Source organism: Mycobacterium gordonae (assembly GCF_001417955.2).
GTDB classification, from domain to species: domain Bacteria; phylum Actinomycetota; class Actinomycetes; order Mycobacteriales; family Mycobacteriaceae; genus Mycobacterium; species Mycobacterium gordonae_B.
In genome coordinates this window covers 34603-50768 of the sequence record NZ_LKTM01000135.1, presented here as the reverse complement: position 1 = coordinate 50768, position 16166 = coordinate 34603, and the positions used below count along the sequence as shown (strand labels likewise).

The window sequence follows — 16166 nt, the reverse complement described above, 5'->3', positions numbered from 1 at the left end:
GAGCTGCTGCAGCAACGCCCCGGGGCAAGCGGACTCTCGGGTCGGCCAGCTCAGGCAGTCCTCATTTCGTCGCAGCGTTGAAAAAGGCCCAGCGATTTCGATTGACGTCTACTTTGACAGAGCTTTCGATATCAAACCCATCATGTACCGCGGAAACGTCTCTGAACGCCAATCAGAGCCGAATAACGTTGTCTAACAACGAAGTGCTATTTGTCAATCTTCATAGCATCTCGACAGGAGTGGCGGTCACCTCGCCATGTTAGCGAAGCGCGACAAGTGCAGCTGGTGCGCGACCGTCACCGTCTTTGTCGGGCCGTTACGGTGTTTGGCGAGAATGAAATCCGCCTCTCCCCCGCGTGGATCGTCGCGTTCGAATGCGTCGGGGCGGTTCAGCAGGATGACCATGTCAGCATCTTGTTCGAGCGAGTTGTGCAGGTTGATCCCATTCGCCACGAAGTTGTGCGTGCCGTCAACCGTCCCGTCATAGACGTCATGTTCGCCGATGCTGGTGATTTCGACAATGGTGTCCCAGTAGACATCACTGGTCGCCAGCACGTGAATGTCGTTGTCCTCCAACAGCGCTGCGGCCCGGTGCAGCCGTGACCGGCTCGGCGAATGCTTCCACATCGTCGAACCGCAGAACTGTGTGCCCATCGCCGCGGCGAACTGCCGATGCGTCATCTGCTTGGCCGACAGTGCATTCCGAACCCGGTCCCACACCGCGAGCGGCACAGTATCCTGGTTCGGGTTGCGCACCAAACCTTCCAGGTGGGACAACACCTCTTGCGCGGCGACAGACTTCCCGCCGTGCACGCCGACATGGCGAAGGAAGCGGACCTGGTTCTCGGCGCCGTAGATGTAGAGGTGCCACGAGTCCCGGTAGCCGACCTTCTTGACGAGCTTAATGCGCGCGAAAACACCCATCCGCAATAGCAATTGAGCAACATCGTCGATGAGACGCCGGCTCGTCGATGCGTAGTAAATACGTCCCTGCCGCGCCTTCCCGTCCCACCGCACCGACCCGTCCGTCGCCCACAGGTGCCTTAAGAACAACGCCACCTGATCATTCGGAGCGCGGAATACCGCCTCCGGCACGAACTTCTCGTAGCTGCGCTTCCCGAACAGACCCAACCCATCCAGCCAGGCGGCAATCGGATTGCGCCGACCGTGCGTCAGGCGCTCCGGCGCCGGCAACCGCAAGGTGCTCACTCGCGCCGCCGGGTAGTCGTCGCGGACGGCTCGGACGCCGAAGTATGCGGCCGACACCGTCACCGCGGCGAGGTTAGCCTCGTCGATCGAGGCATAACGGATGGGCTGACGCTCCACACATGATCCGTCGCCGATCATGTGGGCGAGCAGCATGACTTCGCAGTCGTCCATCCGCTGCGTGTCGACGGGCTCGGGCACCCGTCGCGGCGCCGCGATGCGATCGCCAATCTTCAACTGCTCCAACGGTGTCCAGCCATCGAGCTTCATGAAGGGGTGGTTGCCGGTGGCCTCGATCTCCCGCCCGGAGGCCAGCCGCAGCCGGAACACCTCCTTGTGTCCGCTGGGGAACACATTCGTCATCGGCCGGGCGACCATGCGCAACCGCTCATCCAACGACCACACCAAGGGGCGCTCTCCAGTACGCATCAGCTCACCGAAGGTGACTTCGGCGCCGGTGTCGGCCCGCAGGATCCGGGTGGCCGCGGTCAGGCATCCCGACTCGCGAAGGTCCGACAGCATCGGCTTCTTGTCGGTGCGTTGCTCGGGACCACGGTTCAGCTGGCTGATCGCAACCACCGGAACCTCAAGTTCCTTCGCTAAAAGCTTGAGATGCCTTGAGAATTCGGACACTTCGATCTGTCGCGACTCGACCTTCTTGCCGGACGTCATCAGCTGGAGGTAGTCGACGACGACGAGCTTCAGATTGGCCTTCTGCCGCAGCCGGCGCGCTTTGGCGCGGATCTCCATCATGGTCAAGTTCGGCGAATCGTCAATGTACAGCGGCGCCTCGCTGATCTCGCTCATCCGCCGAGCCAGGCGGGTCCAGTCGTCGTCGGTCATCCGGCCCGAACGCATGTCGGCCAGTTTGATTTTCGCTTCCGCCGACAGCAGCCGCATCACGATCTCGGTCTTGCTCATTTCGAGAGAGAAAATGACGCTGGCCATGCGGTGCTTGATCGAGCATGAGCGCATGAAGTCGAGCCCGAGGGTGGAGTTGTGGGTCGGCACCATGCCACGCCCGGCGAGGTAGAGGTGCGCGGGGTTGTCCACCTCGACGCAGCGCACGGCGACACTGGGCACCCGGCGGACCGAAACAATCTGCAATACCGGCGCCATGACGGCCACCTGACGCCCGGAGGATCCAGCCGGAGCGATGGTGTCCAAGCCACTGCGCAACTGGGCCGAGGTGCGGATGCCGTATCCAGTCGGCCAGAGGTGCTGCGCATCGGCGACGATCGTCGTGCCGTCCGAGAACTCGATCTCGTAGCAGGGCCGGCCCAACAGGATCTCGGTTGCGGCCATAACCCGGGTCGGCGCTCCGTCGGCGTCGAGCAGTTCGTCGCCGACCGAGACGTCACCCATCGTCGTCCACCCGACCGGTGTGGGTAGCGGCGTGTTCAGCGCCAGCGCCTTCCCCACACCGGGCCGTGCGGCCACGATGATCATCTGGCCGGCGTGCAGCCCATTGGTCACCTCGTCGAGCTCGGTGAATCCGGTCGGCACCCCGCGCGAGATGCCGCCGTTGGAGGCGATGGCGTCGATCTCATCCATCGTCGGCTGCAGCAGGTCCTCGAGGGGCACGAAGTCTTCGGAGGTCCGCCGCTCAGCGACCTCGTAGATCTCGGCCTGAGCCCGGTCGACGATCTCGGCCACATCGGCGCCGTCCGCCCCCGCGTACCCGTACTGCACCACCCGCGTGCCGGCTTCGACCAGACGGCGCAGCAGTGCCTTCTCCGCGACAATGCCCGCGTAGTAGCCGGCATTAGCGGCCGTGGGAACCGTGGAGATCAGCGTGTGCAGATACGGCGCACCACCGATGCGGCGCAGCAGCCCGCGGCGGTCCAATTCCGCGGCCACGGTCACGGCGTCCGCCGGCTCGCCGCGGCCGTAGAGGTCCAGGATGGCGTCGTAGACGTTCTGATGGGCGGGGCGGTAGAAGTCGCTGGGCCGCACCCGCTCCAGCACGTCGGCGATGGCGTCTTTGCTCAGCAGCATCCCGCCCAGCACCGACTGCTCCGCGGCGAGATCCTGGGGAGGCTGGCGACCGTAATCCTCGCTCGGCGGCGGAGTATCCATCCCCGGGTGAGGCATGTCATCGACGACCGCCACAGACCACCTCCCTTCGACTCACCCACCGAACATACATTCGATCACTGACATTCCGAGAGCAAGTCATGGCACCGACCCCCAGCCCCTAGCTTCGCGCCGGATGAAAACGTAAACGTTGCTGGACGGGACTCCAACAGGGCCTGTTCATGAAGCTGTGGATCGAGTGTGCATATCGTTGAACACCAGTGTTGAACGGGGTGTGGAGTACCTGTGGATCATTCTCGCGTTTTTGTACATCACTGCTGCTGACCGCCATACAACGCCGCCGAAATCATGTGGACAAGAATCTCTACGGCGTGTCGGCGCAGGTTATCGTGTCGGGCGTGTTGGTTTTCAGCCACATTTTCGCCGAGTTAATGCAGGGTTACACCGGCCCGGTGCGTACCCCTTCGGAATTGTTCGCCAGAATGCCGCTGCGCGAATGCGATTCCGCGCAGCCGAAAACCCGGTGCGGCCTCAAGGCCACACCGGGTGAGGGCACATCTAGTTAGCTCTCGCCGACGACCTCGAGGGCGACCTCGACGTCGATCTCGGGGTGCAGGTGCACGACCACGGGGTGCGTCCCAACGGCCTTGATGTGGGCCTTGGGCAGCCGGACGATCCGCTTGTCGAGGTTCGGGCCGCCGGCTTTTTTGATGGCGGCCACCACGTCACCGGCGGTGACCGAACCGAACAGCTTGCCGCTGTCGGCCGCGGTCTTCACCGGCAGCGAGACCGATCCGAGCGCCTGGATGGCGGTCTTGATCTCGTTGGCGTGCTCGCGGTCGCGGACCGTCTTGGTCTCGCGGGCGCGGCGGATGTCGTCGGCCTGCCGCTGGGCGCCGCGCGAAGCGACGATCGCCAGACCGCGGGGCAGCAGGAAGTTGCGGCCGTAACCGTCCTTGACTTCCACCGTGTCGCCGACGGAACCGAGGTGGTCGACGTCAGCCGTGAGTATCAGCTTCATCGTTCAAATACTTTCGTTGGGCGCGCGTGATCAGCGCGTCGCGGAGGTGAAGGGCAGCAGCGCGACCTCGCGGGCGTTCTTGACCGCGACCGCGATGTCCCGCTGGTGCTGCACGCAGTTGCCGGTGACCCGGCGGGCGCGGATCTTGCCGCGCTCGCTGATGTAGGTCCGCAGCAAGTTGGTGTCCTTGTAGTCGATGTTCTGGCCCTTTTTGGCGCAGAAGACGCATTTGCGCGCCTTGATCGGCTTTTCCGGAGCCGGGCGCCGCTTGGTGGACTTGGCCATGGTGTCAATCTTTCCGTTCTCGTGCTGTGAAAGTTAGGTAGGTCAGAAGGGCGGTTCGTCGTCGCCGCCGCCGAAGGAACCCGACGCCGGGGCGCTGCCCCACGGGTCCTCACCGGATCCGCCGGACTGGGCGGGCGCGGACTGCCGCGAACCGCCACCGCCCCCGCTGAAGCCGCCGCCGCCACCGCCGCCGCTGCGGCTGGCCTTGTTGACCTTGGCGGTCGCATACCGGAGCGAGGGGCCGATCTCGTCGACCTCGACCTCGACCACGGTGCGCTTTTCGCCCTCGCGGGTTTCGAAGGACCGCTGCTTGAGGCGCCCGGTGACGATCACCCGGGCGCCGCGCGTCAGGCTCTCAGCGACGTTCTCGGCCGCCTCGCGCCAGATGTTGCAGCGCAGGAACAGCGCTTCGCCGTCCTTCCACTCACCACTCTGGCGGTCGTAGATCCGCGGGGTCGATGCCACCGTGAAGTTCGCCACGGCCGCACCCGACGGCGTGAACCGCAACTCGGGATCAGCGGTCAGGTTTCCTACGACAGTGATTGTCGTGTCACCAGCCATGAATGCCTCCTGGGTCCGCCTGGTGGGTGTTTTTACGAGCTTTGGGCAAGCCTAGGCAACCGCTCCGACAGGGCGATCAGTGCTTGTCGGTGCGCATCACCTTGGTGCGCAACACCGACTCGTTCAGGCTCAGCTGGCGGTCGAGCTCGGAGACCGTCGCGGGGGCGGCCTTCAGGTCGATGACCACGTAGATGCCTTCAGCGTGCTTGGCGATCTCGTACGCCAGCCGCCGCCGGCCCCAAATGTCGACCTTCTCGACCGATCCACCGTCTTTACGGACGACGTTCAAAAACGTCTCCAGGGACGGGGCAACGGTGCGTTCGTCGAGCGTGGGGTCAAGGATGACCATGATTTCGTATGGACGCATAGGGACCTCATCACCTCCTCTGGTCTGGGCGGCCACGGAACCTCCGTGGCAGGAGGGTCGCCTGCGTCGGCAACCGCCCCAGGCTACCGGATGGCCGGGCTGACCCGAAATTCACTTCCGGGACTGGATGAATTCGAGCGCCCTGGCCCTTGTCGCTTCGTCGGCCTTGGCCAGCGCGCCGGAGTCGAACGGCGGTTGCGGGTCGTACTCGATGAGCAGTTGAGCGGCCTGGGCGGCGACCCGGTCGAACAGCAACTCGACCAGCCGCAGGGCCATGTCGACGCCGCTGGACACCCCCGCCGCAGTGATGATGCGCTCGGGCAGATGCTCCACGACACGTTCGGGCACATATCGCGCGCCCAGGCGGTTCAGCTCGTCGGCCGCGCGCCAATGCGTCGTAGCGGTCAACCCGTCGAGCAGACCGGCGCCGGCCAGCAACAGGGCACCAGTGCAGACCGACGTGGTGAATCGGGTAGTCGGGTGCACGGCCCGCAGCCAGCCGCGGATGGTTTCGTCGTCGACCAGCACCCGGGTCCCGATGCCGCCGGGGAACACCACCACATCCGGCGCGGTGACCTCGTCGAACGTGGCGTCGCAGGTGACGCCCAGCATGCCGTTCTCGGTGCGCACCTCACCGCGCCGATGCCCGACGAACACCACGTCGATCGACGGAATGCGTTGCAGCACTTCGTAAGGCCCGATCGCATCGAGTGCGGTGAACCGGGGAAACACCGGAATGGCAACCTGCATCACGTCTGTCCGACCAACTCGGGTTCGGCGACCCGCGGGCGACGGGCCGGGCGCAACCACACCGGCAGCCACCCGGGCGGGCTGTCCGGGGCGAGATCGAAGTTGCCTCCGGCCGGATCGTCGACGCGCCCCTGCCAGCGCACCAGATCTTCCTCCGGGCGATAGATCTGCCGAATCACCAACAAGCACAGGGCCATCACCGCGATATCGCGCAGCAGCACCGTCGCCGTGAACCATTGCTGTGGCAACGAACGGTTCGGGTTGCCGTACAGGTAATACATCCTGGGCACCCACACCAAAGCGTCAATTGTCATCCACGCCAACAGAACCCGGCGGTGCGGCACGGCCAGCACGGCCAGCGGCACCAGCCACAGCGAGAACTGCGGACTCCACACCTTGTTGGTCAGCAGGAAGGCCGCGATCACCAGGAACGCCAGCTGCGCCAGCCGGGGCCGCTGCGGTGCGGTCAGCGCGATGTAGGCGATTGCCGCGCAGGACAATACGAGGAGCACGGCGACAACGCTGTTCAGCACGGTCGGCGGTTGCCAGAACCCCAGTACGGGATCAAACCCCCGCCAGCCGGTGAACGATTTCACCACGTTGAACAACGAGTCCATGTCGTCGCCGCGACGGGTGTTGAGCCGGAAGAACTCCGACCATCCACGCGGAAAGAGCACCATGATCGGCAGATTCACCGCCAACCAGGTCGCCGCGGTGATCAGCGTGGTCCGCAGGACATCGCGCAGCCGTCCCGTCCGGATCCCCAGCACCAGCAACGGGCCTAAGAACAACAAGGGATACAGCTTGGCCGCGGCGCCCAGGCCGATCAGCACACCGGCCAACACCGGCCTGCGGCGCGCCCAGGCCAGCAGGCCACCCATCGCGAAAGCCGTTGCGAGCGCGTCGAAATTGGTGAATATCTGGAAGATCAGCAGCGGCGAAGCGCCCACCAGCGCGGCATCCCAGATGCGGCGACCGGCGAGTCCCGCAGTGGCCCAGACGGTGAGCAGCCAGGCCAGCGCCAGCCCAAAGGCAGCGAAATTGAAGAACATCACCACTTCGGCGATTACCGGAACAGGCAGGATCTTGCTGACTGCCGTGTAGGCCTTCGCCAGCCGCATGGAGACGTACTGGTAAACCCCGGTCAGCACCGGGTATTCCATGTAGCGCACCGCGATCTGGCCGTCGTAGCGCATCTGGGGTGTGCCGTTGCCGTCCGTCTCGACCCAACTCGACTTGTAGGGAAACTTGCCCTGGCTCAACAACTCCGCCCCGTACAGCGGCACCGTGTCGGAGTAACACAATTCGTAATACGCCCGTTGGTTGTCCCAGTTGGCAACCCGCTGATCACCCGTACCGGTGCCGGTGCTCTGTAGGCAAGCCGCCTTCGTCGACCAGCCCAGGGCCAGGAATACCAGGGCGATCAGGAACATCACCCGCACCGGTGTCATGAAGCGGGTGCGGCCGATCAACGCGTGCCGGCCCACGGGCCCACCGATCACGCCGGCCAGCGCGGCACCCAGAACGTCGTTGCGGCTGGGGCAGTCTCGGCTGTCGGCGCTGCGGCGGTCGGCAGCAAGCGGCCGCGGAGAGATGGTGGCGCGCTCGCTCACGGGGGAGGCTGGGGGACGTCAGACGGCGGGGGCAGTGGGACCGGCCCGCCGGGCGGCGGCGCCGTGATCGTGGTCGGCGGGCCCACCGGCACAGTGATTCCCGGCGCGATCTCGACCGTCGGTTGAATCACCGTCTCCGACGGCGGTGGTGGCGGCGGCGGAGGTGCCGCCGGCACACCCGCATATCCCCCGATCTCCGTCGGCTTGGGGAACGTCTCGTTCGGCTGCCCCTTCAGGGCGCCGTCCATCGTGGACTTCCAGATGTCGGAGGGCAGTCCGGACCCGTATATCGCTCCGCCGGAGGCGCTCACCAGAGGTTCGTCGCCCTTGACCGTTCCTACCCAGACGGCGGTGGACAGTTGCGGCGTATACCCGACCATCCAGGCGTCCTTGTTGGACGTGGTGTCGCCGAACTGCGTCGTGCCGGTCTTGGCCGCGGACTGCCGTCCGCCGGCCAGGTTGTGGCCGCGCGAATACCCGGCGATCGGCTGCATCGCGGCGGTGACGTTGTCGGCCACCGCCTTCGGGATGCGCTGGTCTCCGCTGTTGTCGGCGGTGCCGGCATCGAAGAGGACCTGACCTTCGGCGTTGACCACCTTCTGCACGAAGTGCGGGCGGTGGTAGAGGCCCGAGGCGGCGAGCGTCGCATAGGCCGTGGCCATGTCGATCACCCGGGTCTGGTACTGCCCCAACACGATTCCGTTGTTGGGCGGGCCGCCCTTGCCGTCTTCGGACAGCGTGTGCGGGACACCGGGAAAGCTTTCGGCGACGCCTGCCTGGTGTGCGGCGTCGGCGACGGCCTGTGGCCCGCCCTTGAGCTTGAGCATCAGCCGGTAGTAGGAGGTGTTGAGCGACATCTTCAGCGCCTCGGCCAGGTTGCAGGTGCCGCAACTCTCGCCCTCGACGTTGGTGATCTTGATGCCGTCGACGGTCAGCGGCGAACTGTCCACCTGGTAACCCAGGCCGATGCCCTGCTCGAGTGCCGCGACCAAGGCGAAGACCTTGAACGACGAACCGGTCTGCAGGCCGGCCTGAGCGAAATCGAAGCCCAGGGCATTCGATCCGCCGTAGTAAGCCTTCACCGCCCCGGTGCGCGGATCGATGGACACCGCCGCGGACCGCATGTCGGGGTCCTGGCCGTCCAGGTACTTCGACACCGCCTTCTCGGCAGCCTGCTGGGCCTGCGGATCGATCGTGGTGGTGACCTGCAACCCCTGGGTGTTCAGGGTCTGCTCGTCGATGTTGAACAGTTCGAGCAGTTCCTTGGTGACCTGCCGCTCGATGAGTCCGTTGGGGCCGGTGGTCTGATTCTCGGCCCGCGCCTGGTCCGGCGACACCGTCTTGGGGAACACCTGTCCTGCCCGGTCTTTGGCCGCCAGCGCTTTGGTCTCCACCATGCCGTCGAGGACCCAGTTCCAGCGCGCGAGCGCGCCTTCGGGATCGACGGCAGGGTCCAGCGTGGACGGCCGCCGGATCAGCGCCGCCAGCAGCGCACCCTCGGCCACGGTGAGCTGTTCGACGGGTTTGTCGAAGTAGGCCTTCGATGCCGCCGAGATCCCGTAGGCGCCGCGGCCGAAATAGATGATGTTCAGATAGGCCTGCAGCACATCGTCTTTGGACCACTCGCCCGACATCTTGGTGGCGATGACGAGTTCCTTGGCCTTGCGCATCATGCCGCTCCACCCGTGCTGCGCAGAGCCCACCAGGGCGTTCTTCACGTACTGCTGGGTGATCGTGGAACCGCCCTGCAGATCACCGCCGAAAAGGTTGTTGCCGACGGCGCGGGCGAACCCGGTGAAGGAGAAGCCCGGGTTGGAGTAGAAGCCGCGGTCCTCGGCGGCGATCACGGCCTGCCGCACGTGGACCGGGACCTGGTTGAGGTTGACGTCTACCCGATTGCCTTCGGGGGGAACGATTTTGGCGATCTCCGAGCCGTCACTGGCCAGGATCGTGGACACCTGGTTGGTTCGGATGTCCCCCGGGCGCGGCACGTCGACGATGAAGTACGCCATGGTGAAGGTGACGATCGGCAGCAGGATCAGGACCGCCAGGCTCAGGTACAGCGAGCGCCGGACCCATCTCCAGTTGATCTGCTGAGACCAGGTCGGCTTGCGGCGAGGCCCGCGGGTCGCGCCGGCCGGTCCCGACGGCGGCGGCCCGCCCGGCGGACGGTGCTGGCCGCTGAGCCGCTCGTGCCCCGGTCGCGGCGACCGGGAATCCAGCGCGGCCTTCACCTGACCGACGGGGTCGGCGGGCGGCGGTGGTGACGACGGGCTGTCGAGAGCGGCTTTGACCTGGTCGATCGGGTCGGCGTGCCGGCTGGGGCGATCGTCGGGCACCGCGGGAATGACCGTGGTCAGCCGGTCATCGGGAGGCACCGCACGGCGTGGTGGCGGCGGCGCACCCTGCTGCTCACCGCCGGAATGTCTGCCGCCATCCGTTGTCGTCGACTCATCCGGTTTGTCGCTGGACGACTGGTGGTGGCGCCCTCCGCTATTCACTGGCGGTGCGGGCGCCATTGCGCGCCGTCCGCTTGCCGCCCGAGCCCCGCGGCGGGTGGGCGGGCACTGCCGCGCCCAGGACGTACGACTTCACCAGGTGATTCCAGCTGCACGTCCGGCAGACCTCGACCACGTGGACAGCAAACTCCGAAAACCGGGTCGCCAGCAGTACCAACTCTTCTGCGGTACGCGCGGAGCCCGAAACCGCCCCGAGATGCTCGCCGAAAACCCAGGACACCAGCGTCAATTGTTCTTTGCGGCAGATCGGGCACATCACCTGGCTTTGTTTCCCGTGAAACTTCGCCGCGCGCAGCAAATAGGGGTTAGCGTCACAAACCTCGGACACACCGGTGCGTCCCGAGTACACCTCGGAAAGCAGTGAGCGCCGCCGAAGCGCGTAGTCCACCACCTGTCGCTGCAGTCGCACGCAGACCAGAGTACGTCGCCGCCCCTGGCACCGACACGCAACTGCGGCTGTTGTCGCGTGGCCGAGCAGGTATCCGGTGATCACAGGCTGTGCCGGTCGGGGGCCCGACTTCTACGATCGTCCCGTGGCGAAATCTCGGAGCGGTACCACGCGGGCCAAGGACAGCGACCGCCAAGATGCGTGCAACATTCTCGACAAGGCGCTCAACGACGGCGAGTTGTCGATGGAGGAGCACCGCGAGCGGGTCAGCATGGCCACCAACGCCGTGACCCTCGACGATTTGCAGCTCCTGGTCGACGATCTGCAATCCGGGCAGAGCGCGCAGATCCAGAAGCCGGTGCAGACGCCGATCATCCGAGCGAGGCGCAACGGGCTGGGGCTGGCCGCCGCGGCATTCGGCGTCACGGTACTGCTGGGCATCGGCATCGGGTGGGGCCTCTACGGCAACACCACGTCGCCGCTGGACTTCACCTCCGATCCCGGAGCCAAGTCCGACGGCATCGCGCCGGTGGTGCTGACTCCCCCCAAGCAGTTGCAGTCACTGGGCGGCCTGACCGGGCTGCTGGAGCAGACCCGCAAGCGCTTCGGAGACACCATGGGCTACCGGCTGCTGGTCTACCCGGAGTACGCGTCGATCGACCGCAAGGATCCCACCGACGACAGACGGGTCCTCGACTACACCTACCGCGGCGGCTGGGGCGACCCGTCCAGCTCCGCCCGCAACAGCAGCACCGACACCGACCTCGTCGACCTGGGCAAGTTCGACGTCAAGACCGTGGTGGGCATCCTGCGCGGCGCACCCGAGACCGTCGGGATCAAACAACAGGACGTCAAATCGATCTATCTGATCGTGGAGCCGGCCAAGGATCCGACCGCGCCGGGGTCGCTGTCGCTGACGATCTACGTGTCCAGCGATTACGGCAGCGGATACATCGAGTTGGCCGGCGACGGGACCGTCAAGCAGGTCCATTACGTGAGCTGAAGCCGGCCACCCGAGTGTGACTAACAGCGCATTAACGGGCGGTGCTGTTGTCGCTAATATATCGGAGCGATACTATGACGCGAGGCGTCGTATCGTCGTAACAAGCCATGCAAAAGGAGGTGAATCGATGCTGGAACTGGCCATTTTGGGGCTGCTCATCGAGTCACCCATGCACGGCTACGAGTTGCGCAAACGGCTGACCGGCCTGCTCGGCGCCTTTCGCGCATTCTCCTACGGGTCCTTGTACCCGGCACTGCGCCGGATGCAGGCCGACGGGCTGATCGCCGAGAACGCGGCGCCCGCGGGGACCCCGGTACGACGAGCGCGCCGGGTCTATCAGCTGACCGACGAGGGCCGCCGTCGTTTCACCGAACTTGTCGCCGACACCGGTCCGCACAACTACACCGATGACGGTTTCGGAGTGCACCTGGCGTTTTTCAACCGCACTCCGGCGGAGGCGCGCATGCGCATCCTGGAAGGCCGGCGCCGTCAGGTCGAGGAGCGCCGGGAAGGCCTGCGTGAAGCAGTCGCGCGGGCCAGCAGCTCGTTTGACCGCTACACCCGTCAGCTGCATCAACTCGGGCTGGAGTCCAGCGAGCGTGAGGTCAAGTGGCTCAACGAGCTGATCGCCGCGGAACGGGCAGCACCCAACCCCGTGGAACAGACGTAACCACCGCACACAAAACGTAAGACAAAACCCAAGTTACGAAGTTAGGAGAACGCCCAATGAGTGGGAACACACAGGCGTCGACCGAGGTACGAGTCGCCATCGTCGGCGTCGGCAACTGCGCGTCCTCGCTGGTTCAGGGCGTCGAGTACTACTACAACGCCGACGACACCTCCTCGGTCCCCGGTCTGATGCACGTCCGGTTCGGCCCGTACCACGTCCGCGACGTCAAGTTCGTGGCCGCGTTCGACGTCGACGCCAAAAAGGTCGGCTTCGACCTGTCCGACGCGATCTACGCCTCGGAGAACAACACCATCAAGATCGCCGACGTGCCGCCGACCAACGTGGTGGTGCAGCGCGGCCCGACCCTCGACGGCATCGGCAAGTACTACGCCGACACCATCGAGTTGTCCGACGACGAGCCGGTCGACGTGGTGAAGGTCCTCAAGGACAACAAGGTCGACGTGCTGGTGTCCTACCTGCCGGTGGGCTCCGAGGAGGCCGACAAGTTCTACGCCCAGTGCGCCATCGACGCCGGGGTGGCGTTCGTCAACGCGCTGCCGGTGTTCATCGCCTCGGACCCGGTGTGGGCCAAGAAGTTCAAGGACGCGGGTGTGCCGATCATCGGCGACGACATCAAGAGCCAGGTCGGCGCCACGATCACCCACCGCGTGATGGCCAAGCTGTTCGAAGACCGCGGCGTGACGCTGGACCGCACCTACCAGCTCAACGTCGGCGGAAACATGGACTTCAAGAACATGCTCGAGCGCGAGCGTCTGGAGTCCAAGAAGGTTTCCAAGACTCAGGCCGTGACGTCCAACCTCACCGGCTCGCTGGCCGGCAAGGTCGAGGACAAGAACGTCCACATCGGCCCGTCCGACCACGTCGCCTGGCTCGACGACCGCAAGTGGGCCTACGTGCGCCTGGAGGGCCGCGCCTTCGGTGACGTGCCGCTGAACCTGGAGTACAAGCTCGAGGTGTGGGACTCCCCGAACTCGGCCGGCATCATCATCGACGCCGTGCGCGCCGCCAAGATCGCCAAGGACCGCGGCATCGGCGGACCGGTGCTGCCGGCGTCGGCGTACCTGATGAAGAGCCCGCCGGAGCAGCTGGCCGACGACATCGCCCGTACGCAGCTCGAAGAGTTCATCAACGAGGGCTGAACCGCCGCTAGTGTCGGTGACGTGACCGACGCCTCGCATGATGACCTGACCGGGCTCTCGGAGTTCGACCTGCTGGACGAGAACGCCGAACAGGCCGGCGTCAGCGGTCCATTGCCGACCGTCGAGCGGGTAGACGCCGGTGCCATCAGCGCATTGCGCTGGGGCGGACCCGAGCCGCGGGTGGTCTTCCTGCACGGCGGCGGTCAGAACGCGCACACCTGGGACACGGTGATCGTCGGCCTGGGCGAACCCGCGCTCGCCGTGGACCTGCCCGGTCACGGCCACTCCTCCTGGCGGGAGGACGGCGACTACTCACCGCAGCACAACGCGGACGCGCTGGCGCCTGTCCTGGGTGATCTCGCCCCCAACGCCGAGCTGGTGGTCGGGATGTCGCTGGGCGGCCTGACCGGTATCCGGCTCGGCGCATTGGCACCGGAGCTGCTCAATGAACTCGTGCTCATCGATGTCACCCCGTCGGCTCTGCAGCGTCACTCGGAGATGACCAAGGAGCAGCAGGGCACGGTCGCGCTGATGCACGGCGAGCGGGAGTTCCCGAGCTTCCAGGCGATGCTGGACCTCACGGTCGCCGCGGCACCGCACCGCGAGGTGAAGGCCTTGCGCCGTGGCGTCTTTCACAACTCGCGCCGGTTGGACAACGGCAACTGGACGTGGCGCTACGACGCGATCCGGGTCTTTCCGGATTTCAGCACCCTGTGGGACGACGTCGACGCGCTGGCCGCGCCGGTGACACTGATCCGCGGCGGCTCGTCGGGCTTCGTCAACGACGATGACGTTGCCGAACTTGGCAGGCGCGCAACGCATTTCAAGGGCGCCCATGTCGTGGAGAATTCTGGCCACTCGGTGCAGAGTGACCAGCCGCGCGCCCTGATCGATCTCGTGCGCACGGTGATCGACGGGGCCTGAGGCCTACGGTGGTGGGTATGAACTCCCCCGTGCTCCCCGACTTTCCCATCCGCATCGGCGTGCAACTGCAGCCCCAGCACGCCCCGCAGTACGACCAGATCCGGGATGCCGTCCGCCGCTGCGAGGACATCGGCGTGGACGTCGCGTTCAACTGGGACCACTTCTTTCCGCTCTACGGCGACCCCGACGGCGCCCACTTCGAGTGCTGGACCATGCTCGGGGCCTGGGCCGAGCAGACCTCACGAATCCAGATCGGCGCCCTGGTCACGTGCAACTCGTACCGCAACCCGGAACTGTTGGCCGACATGGCCCGTACCGTCGACCACATTTCCGGTGGGCGGCTCATCCTGGGTATCGGCTCGGGATGGAAGCAAAAGGACTACGACGAGTACGGCTACGAGTTCGGCACCGCCGGCAGCCGGCTCGACGATCTGGCGGGCGCGCTCCCCCGGATCACCGCGCGCCTGAGCAAGCTGAACCCCGCGCCGACCAGGGACATTCCGGTGCTGATCGGCGGCGGCGGTGAGCGTAAGACGCTGCGCCTGGTCGCCGAGCACGCCGACATCTGGCACAGCTTCGCCTCCGCTGACGAGTTTCCCGCCAAGGCGGCGGTGCTGGCCCGGCACTGCGAGGCCGTCGGCCGGGACCCGGCCACCGTCGAGCGCTCCGCGTCGGCCGGCAACGGGTCAGCGGTGATCAGCAACGCCGAAGCGCTGGTCGGCCTCGGGGTCACGATGCTGACCGTGGGCTGCGACGGACCCGATTACGACCTTTCGGACGCAGAGGCGCTCTGCCGGTGGCGCGACAGTTCGGCTTGAGCCGCGCTTCATCTGCCAAACATCTCAACGGACCCGCCCAGACGTGAGAAACTTGCCGCGCACGGCGGCCGTCGGGGGCTGAAAGAGATGTAAGAACTGATGCCAAAGAAGTACGGGATCAAAGAAAAAGACCAGGTGGTCACGCACCTGCTCAACCTGGTGCTGACCGGGAAACTGCGCAGCGGCGACCGGGTCGACCGCAACGAGATAGCGCAGGACCTGGGCATCAGCCGGGTACCCATCCAAGAGGCGTTGGTTCAGCTGGAGCACGACGGCATCGTGTCCACGCGGTATCACCGCGGCGCGTTCGTCGAACGCTTCGACGAGTCGACCGTCCTGGAACACCACGAACTCGACGGCCTGCTCAACGGCATCGCCTCGGCACGAGCGGCGGCCAACCCGACGCCGCGGATCCTGAGCGAACTCGATGCCTTGATGCGTTCGTTGCGCGCCGCCAAGGAGTCGCGAAACTTTGCCGAGATCGCCTGGGAGTACCGGCGGGTGGTCAACGACGAGTACGCCGGGCCGCGGCTGCACGCGACCATTCGGGCGTCGCAGAACCTCATCCCGCGCGTCTTCTTCATGACCTACCAGCACAGCCGCGACGACATGCTGCCGTTCTACGAAGAAGAGAACGCTGCCATGCACCGGCGCGACCCCGACGCCGCCCGGGCCGCCTGCATCAGGCGCTCCGAGCTGATGGCAAGAACAATGGTCGCCGAGTTGTGCCGCCGCGGCGTGTTCACCCCGCGCGAGGAGCCTTCGGACGCCAACGTCGCGGTCCTTCCGGTACACCCTGATCCGGACCAAACTCCCGAGCGCTCGTCGATAGTGTCCTGAGCAG

The 16166-nt window shown here is 65.8% G+C and carries 16 protein-coding genes; 7 read left to right on the top strand and 9 right to left on the bottom strand.

The features are described from left to right. Window positions 1-246: 246 nt before the first annotated feature. Entirely contained in the window at window positions 247-3318 is a 3072-nt protein-coding gene (locus AO501_RS13200; protein ID WP_082658595.1) for a replicative DNA helicase, read from the bottom strand. 275 nt (window positions 3319-3593) lie between these two features. On the opposite strand from AO501_RS13200, the gene AO501_RS13195 reads away from it, so the two are divergent. Continuing rightward, a complete protein-coding gene (locus tag AO501_RS13195; protein WP_055578156.1) occupies window positions 3594-3809 on the top strand; it encodes a hypothetical protein in 216 nt (71 codons plus the stop codon). Here the strand turns inward: AO501_RS13195 and rplI are convergent. The 8 genes from rplI to AO501_RS13155 all read right to left on the bottom strand — a co-directional run bounded on the left by rplI (window position 3806) and on the right by AO501_RS13155 (window position 10768). Next, window positions 3806-4264, bottom strand: coding sequence for a 50S ribosomal protein L9 (gene rplI / locus AO501_RS13190; RefSeq protein WP_055578155.1), 459 nt, complete (start codon window positions 4262-4264; stop codon window positions 3806-3808). The genes AO501_RS13195 and rplI overlap by 4 nt on opposite strands. 30 nt (window positions 4265-4294) lie before the next feature. Next, window positions 4295-4549 carry a 30S ribosomal protein S18 gene (rpsR, locus tag AO501_RS13185; protein ID WP_055578154.1) on the bottom strand — a complete coding sequence of 85 codons (255 nt, stop codon included), beginning with the start codon at window positions 4547-4549 and terminating at the stop codon, window positions 4295-4297. Window positions 4550-4591: 42 nt separating this feature from the next. Next, complete coding sequence (locus tag AO501_RS13180) at window positions 4592-5110, bottom strand: single-stranded DNA-binding protein (protein WP_055578153.1); 519 nt, start codon at window positions 5108-5110, stop codon at window positions 4592-4594. A 76-nt stretch (window positions 5111-5186) separates the two neighbouring features. Beyond that, window positions 5187-5477: a 30S ribosomal protein S6 gene (rpsF, locus tag AO501_RS13175; protein ID WP_055578152.1), complete on the bottom strand. Its 291-nt coding sequence runs from the start codon at window positions 5475-5477 to the stop codon at window positions 5187-5189. A 111-nt stretch (window positions 5478-5588) separates the two neighbouring features. Beyond that, a complete protein-coding gene (locus AO501_RS13170; RefSeq protein ID WP_055578151.1) occupies window positions 5589-6227 on the bottom strand; it encodes a DJ-1/PfpI family protein in 639 nt (212 codons plus the stop codon). Next, window positions 6227-7840, bottom strand: a complete 1614-nt coding sequence (locus AO501_RS13165; protein ID WP_055578150.1) for a glycosyltransferase family 87 protein — start codon at window positions 7838-7840, stop codon at window positions 6227-6229. The genes AO501_RS13170 and AO501_RS13165 overlap by 1 nt, the downstream gene beginning before the upstream one ends. Then, window positions 7837-10341 carry a transglycosylase domain-containing protein gene (locus tag AO501_RS13160; protein ID WP_371934983.1) on the bottom strand — a complete coding sequence of 835 codons (2505 nt, stop codon included), beginning with the start codon at window positions 10339-10341 and terminating at the stop codon, window positions 7837-7839. Before AO501_RS13160 ends, AO501_RS13165 begins: the two co-directional genes overlap by 4 nt. Then, complete coding sequence (locus AO501_RS13155; RefSeq protein WP_055578148.1) at window positions 10334-10768, bottom strand: DUF5318 family protein; 435 nt, start codon at window positions 10766-10768, stop codon at window positions 10334-10336. The genes AO501_RS13160 and AO501_RS13155 overlap by 8 nt, the downstream gene beginning before the upstream one ends. A gap of 124 nt (window positions 10769-10892) precedes the next feature. Here AO501_RS13155 and AO501_RS13150 point away from each other — a divergent pair, with 124 nt between their 5' ends. From AO501_RS13150 to AO501_RS13125, 6 genes are all read left to right on the top strand, one after another. Further along, complete coding sequence (locus AO501_RS13150; RefSeq protein ID WP_082658600.1) at window positions 10893-11750, top strand: DUF1707 SHOCT-like domain-containing protein; 858 nt, start codon at window positions 10893-10895, stop codon at window positions 11748-11750. Window positions 11751-11877: 127 nt separating this feature from the next. Further along, a complete protein-coding gene (locus tag AO501_RS13145; RefSeq protein ID WP_055578147.1) occupies window positions 11878-12420 on the top strand; it encodes a PadR family transcriptional regulator in 543 nt (180 codons plus the stop codon). A 56-nt stretch (window positions 12421-12476) separates the two neighbouring features. Further along, window positions 12477-13580, top strand: coding sequence for an inositol-3-phosphate synthase (locus tag AO501_RS13140; protein WP_055578146.1), 1104 nt, complete (start codon window positions 12477-12479; stop codon window positions 13578-13580). A gap of 21 nt (window positions 13581-13601) precedes the next feature. Next, on the top strand, window positions 13602-14504 hold the full coding sequence (locus AO501_RS13135) for an alpha/beta fold hydrolase (RefSeq protein ID WP_055578145.1): 903 nt from the start codon (window positions 13602-13604) through the stop codon (window positions 14502-14504). Between the two features lie 17 nt (window positions 14505-14521). Continuing rightward, window positions 14522-15322 (top strand): LLM class F420-dependent oxidoreductase, encoded by an 801-nt coding sequence (locus tag AO501_RS13130; RefSeq protein WP_055578144.1) that lies wholly within the window; start codon window positions 14522-14524, stop codon window positions 15320-15322. A 99-nt stretch (window positions 15323-15421) separates the two neighbouring features. Next, a complete protein-coding gene (locus AO501_RS13125; RefSeq protein WP_055578143.1) occupies window positions 15422-16162 on the top strand; it encodes a GntR family transcriptional regulator in 741 nt (246 codons plus the stop codon). Window positions 16163-16166: the final 4 nt, after the last annotated feature.

Coding starts and splice junctions, on each gene's coding strand:
- rplI (WP_055578155.1), bottom strand. CDS start 4,264: ATGAAGCTGATACTCACGGCTGACGTCGACCACCTCGGTTCCGTCGGC.
- rpsR (WP_055578154.1), bottom strand. CDS start 4,549: ATGGCCAAGTCCACCAAGCGGCGCCCGGCTCCGGAAAAGCCGATCAAG.
- AO501_RS13180 (WP_055578153.1), bottom strand. CDS start 5,110: ATGGCTGGTGACACGACAATCACTGTCGTAGGAAACCTGACCGCTGAT.
- rpsF (WP_055578152.1), bottom strand. CDS start 5,477: ATGCGTCCATACGAAATCATGGTCATCCTTGACCCCACGCTCGACGAA.
- AO501_RS13170 (WP_055578151.1), bottom strand. CDS start 6,227: ATGCAGGTTGCCATTCCGGTGTTTCCCCGGTTCACCGCACTCGATGCG.
- AO501_RS13145 (WP_055578147.1), top strand. CDS start 11,878: ATGCTGGAACTGGCCATTTTGGGGCTGCTCATCGAGTCACCCATGCAC.
- AO501_RS13140 (WP_055578146.1), top strand. CDS start 12,477: ATGAGTGGGAACACACAGGCGTCGACCGAGGTACGAGTCGCCATCGTC.
- AO501_RS13130 (WP_055578144.1), top strand. CDS start 14,522: ATGAACTCCCCCGTGCTCCCCGACTTTCCCATCCGCATCGGCGTGCAA.
- AO501_RS13125 (WP_055578143.1), top strand. CDS start 15,422: ATGCCAAAGAAGTACGGGATCAAAGAAAAAGACCAGGTGGTCACGCAC.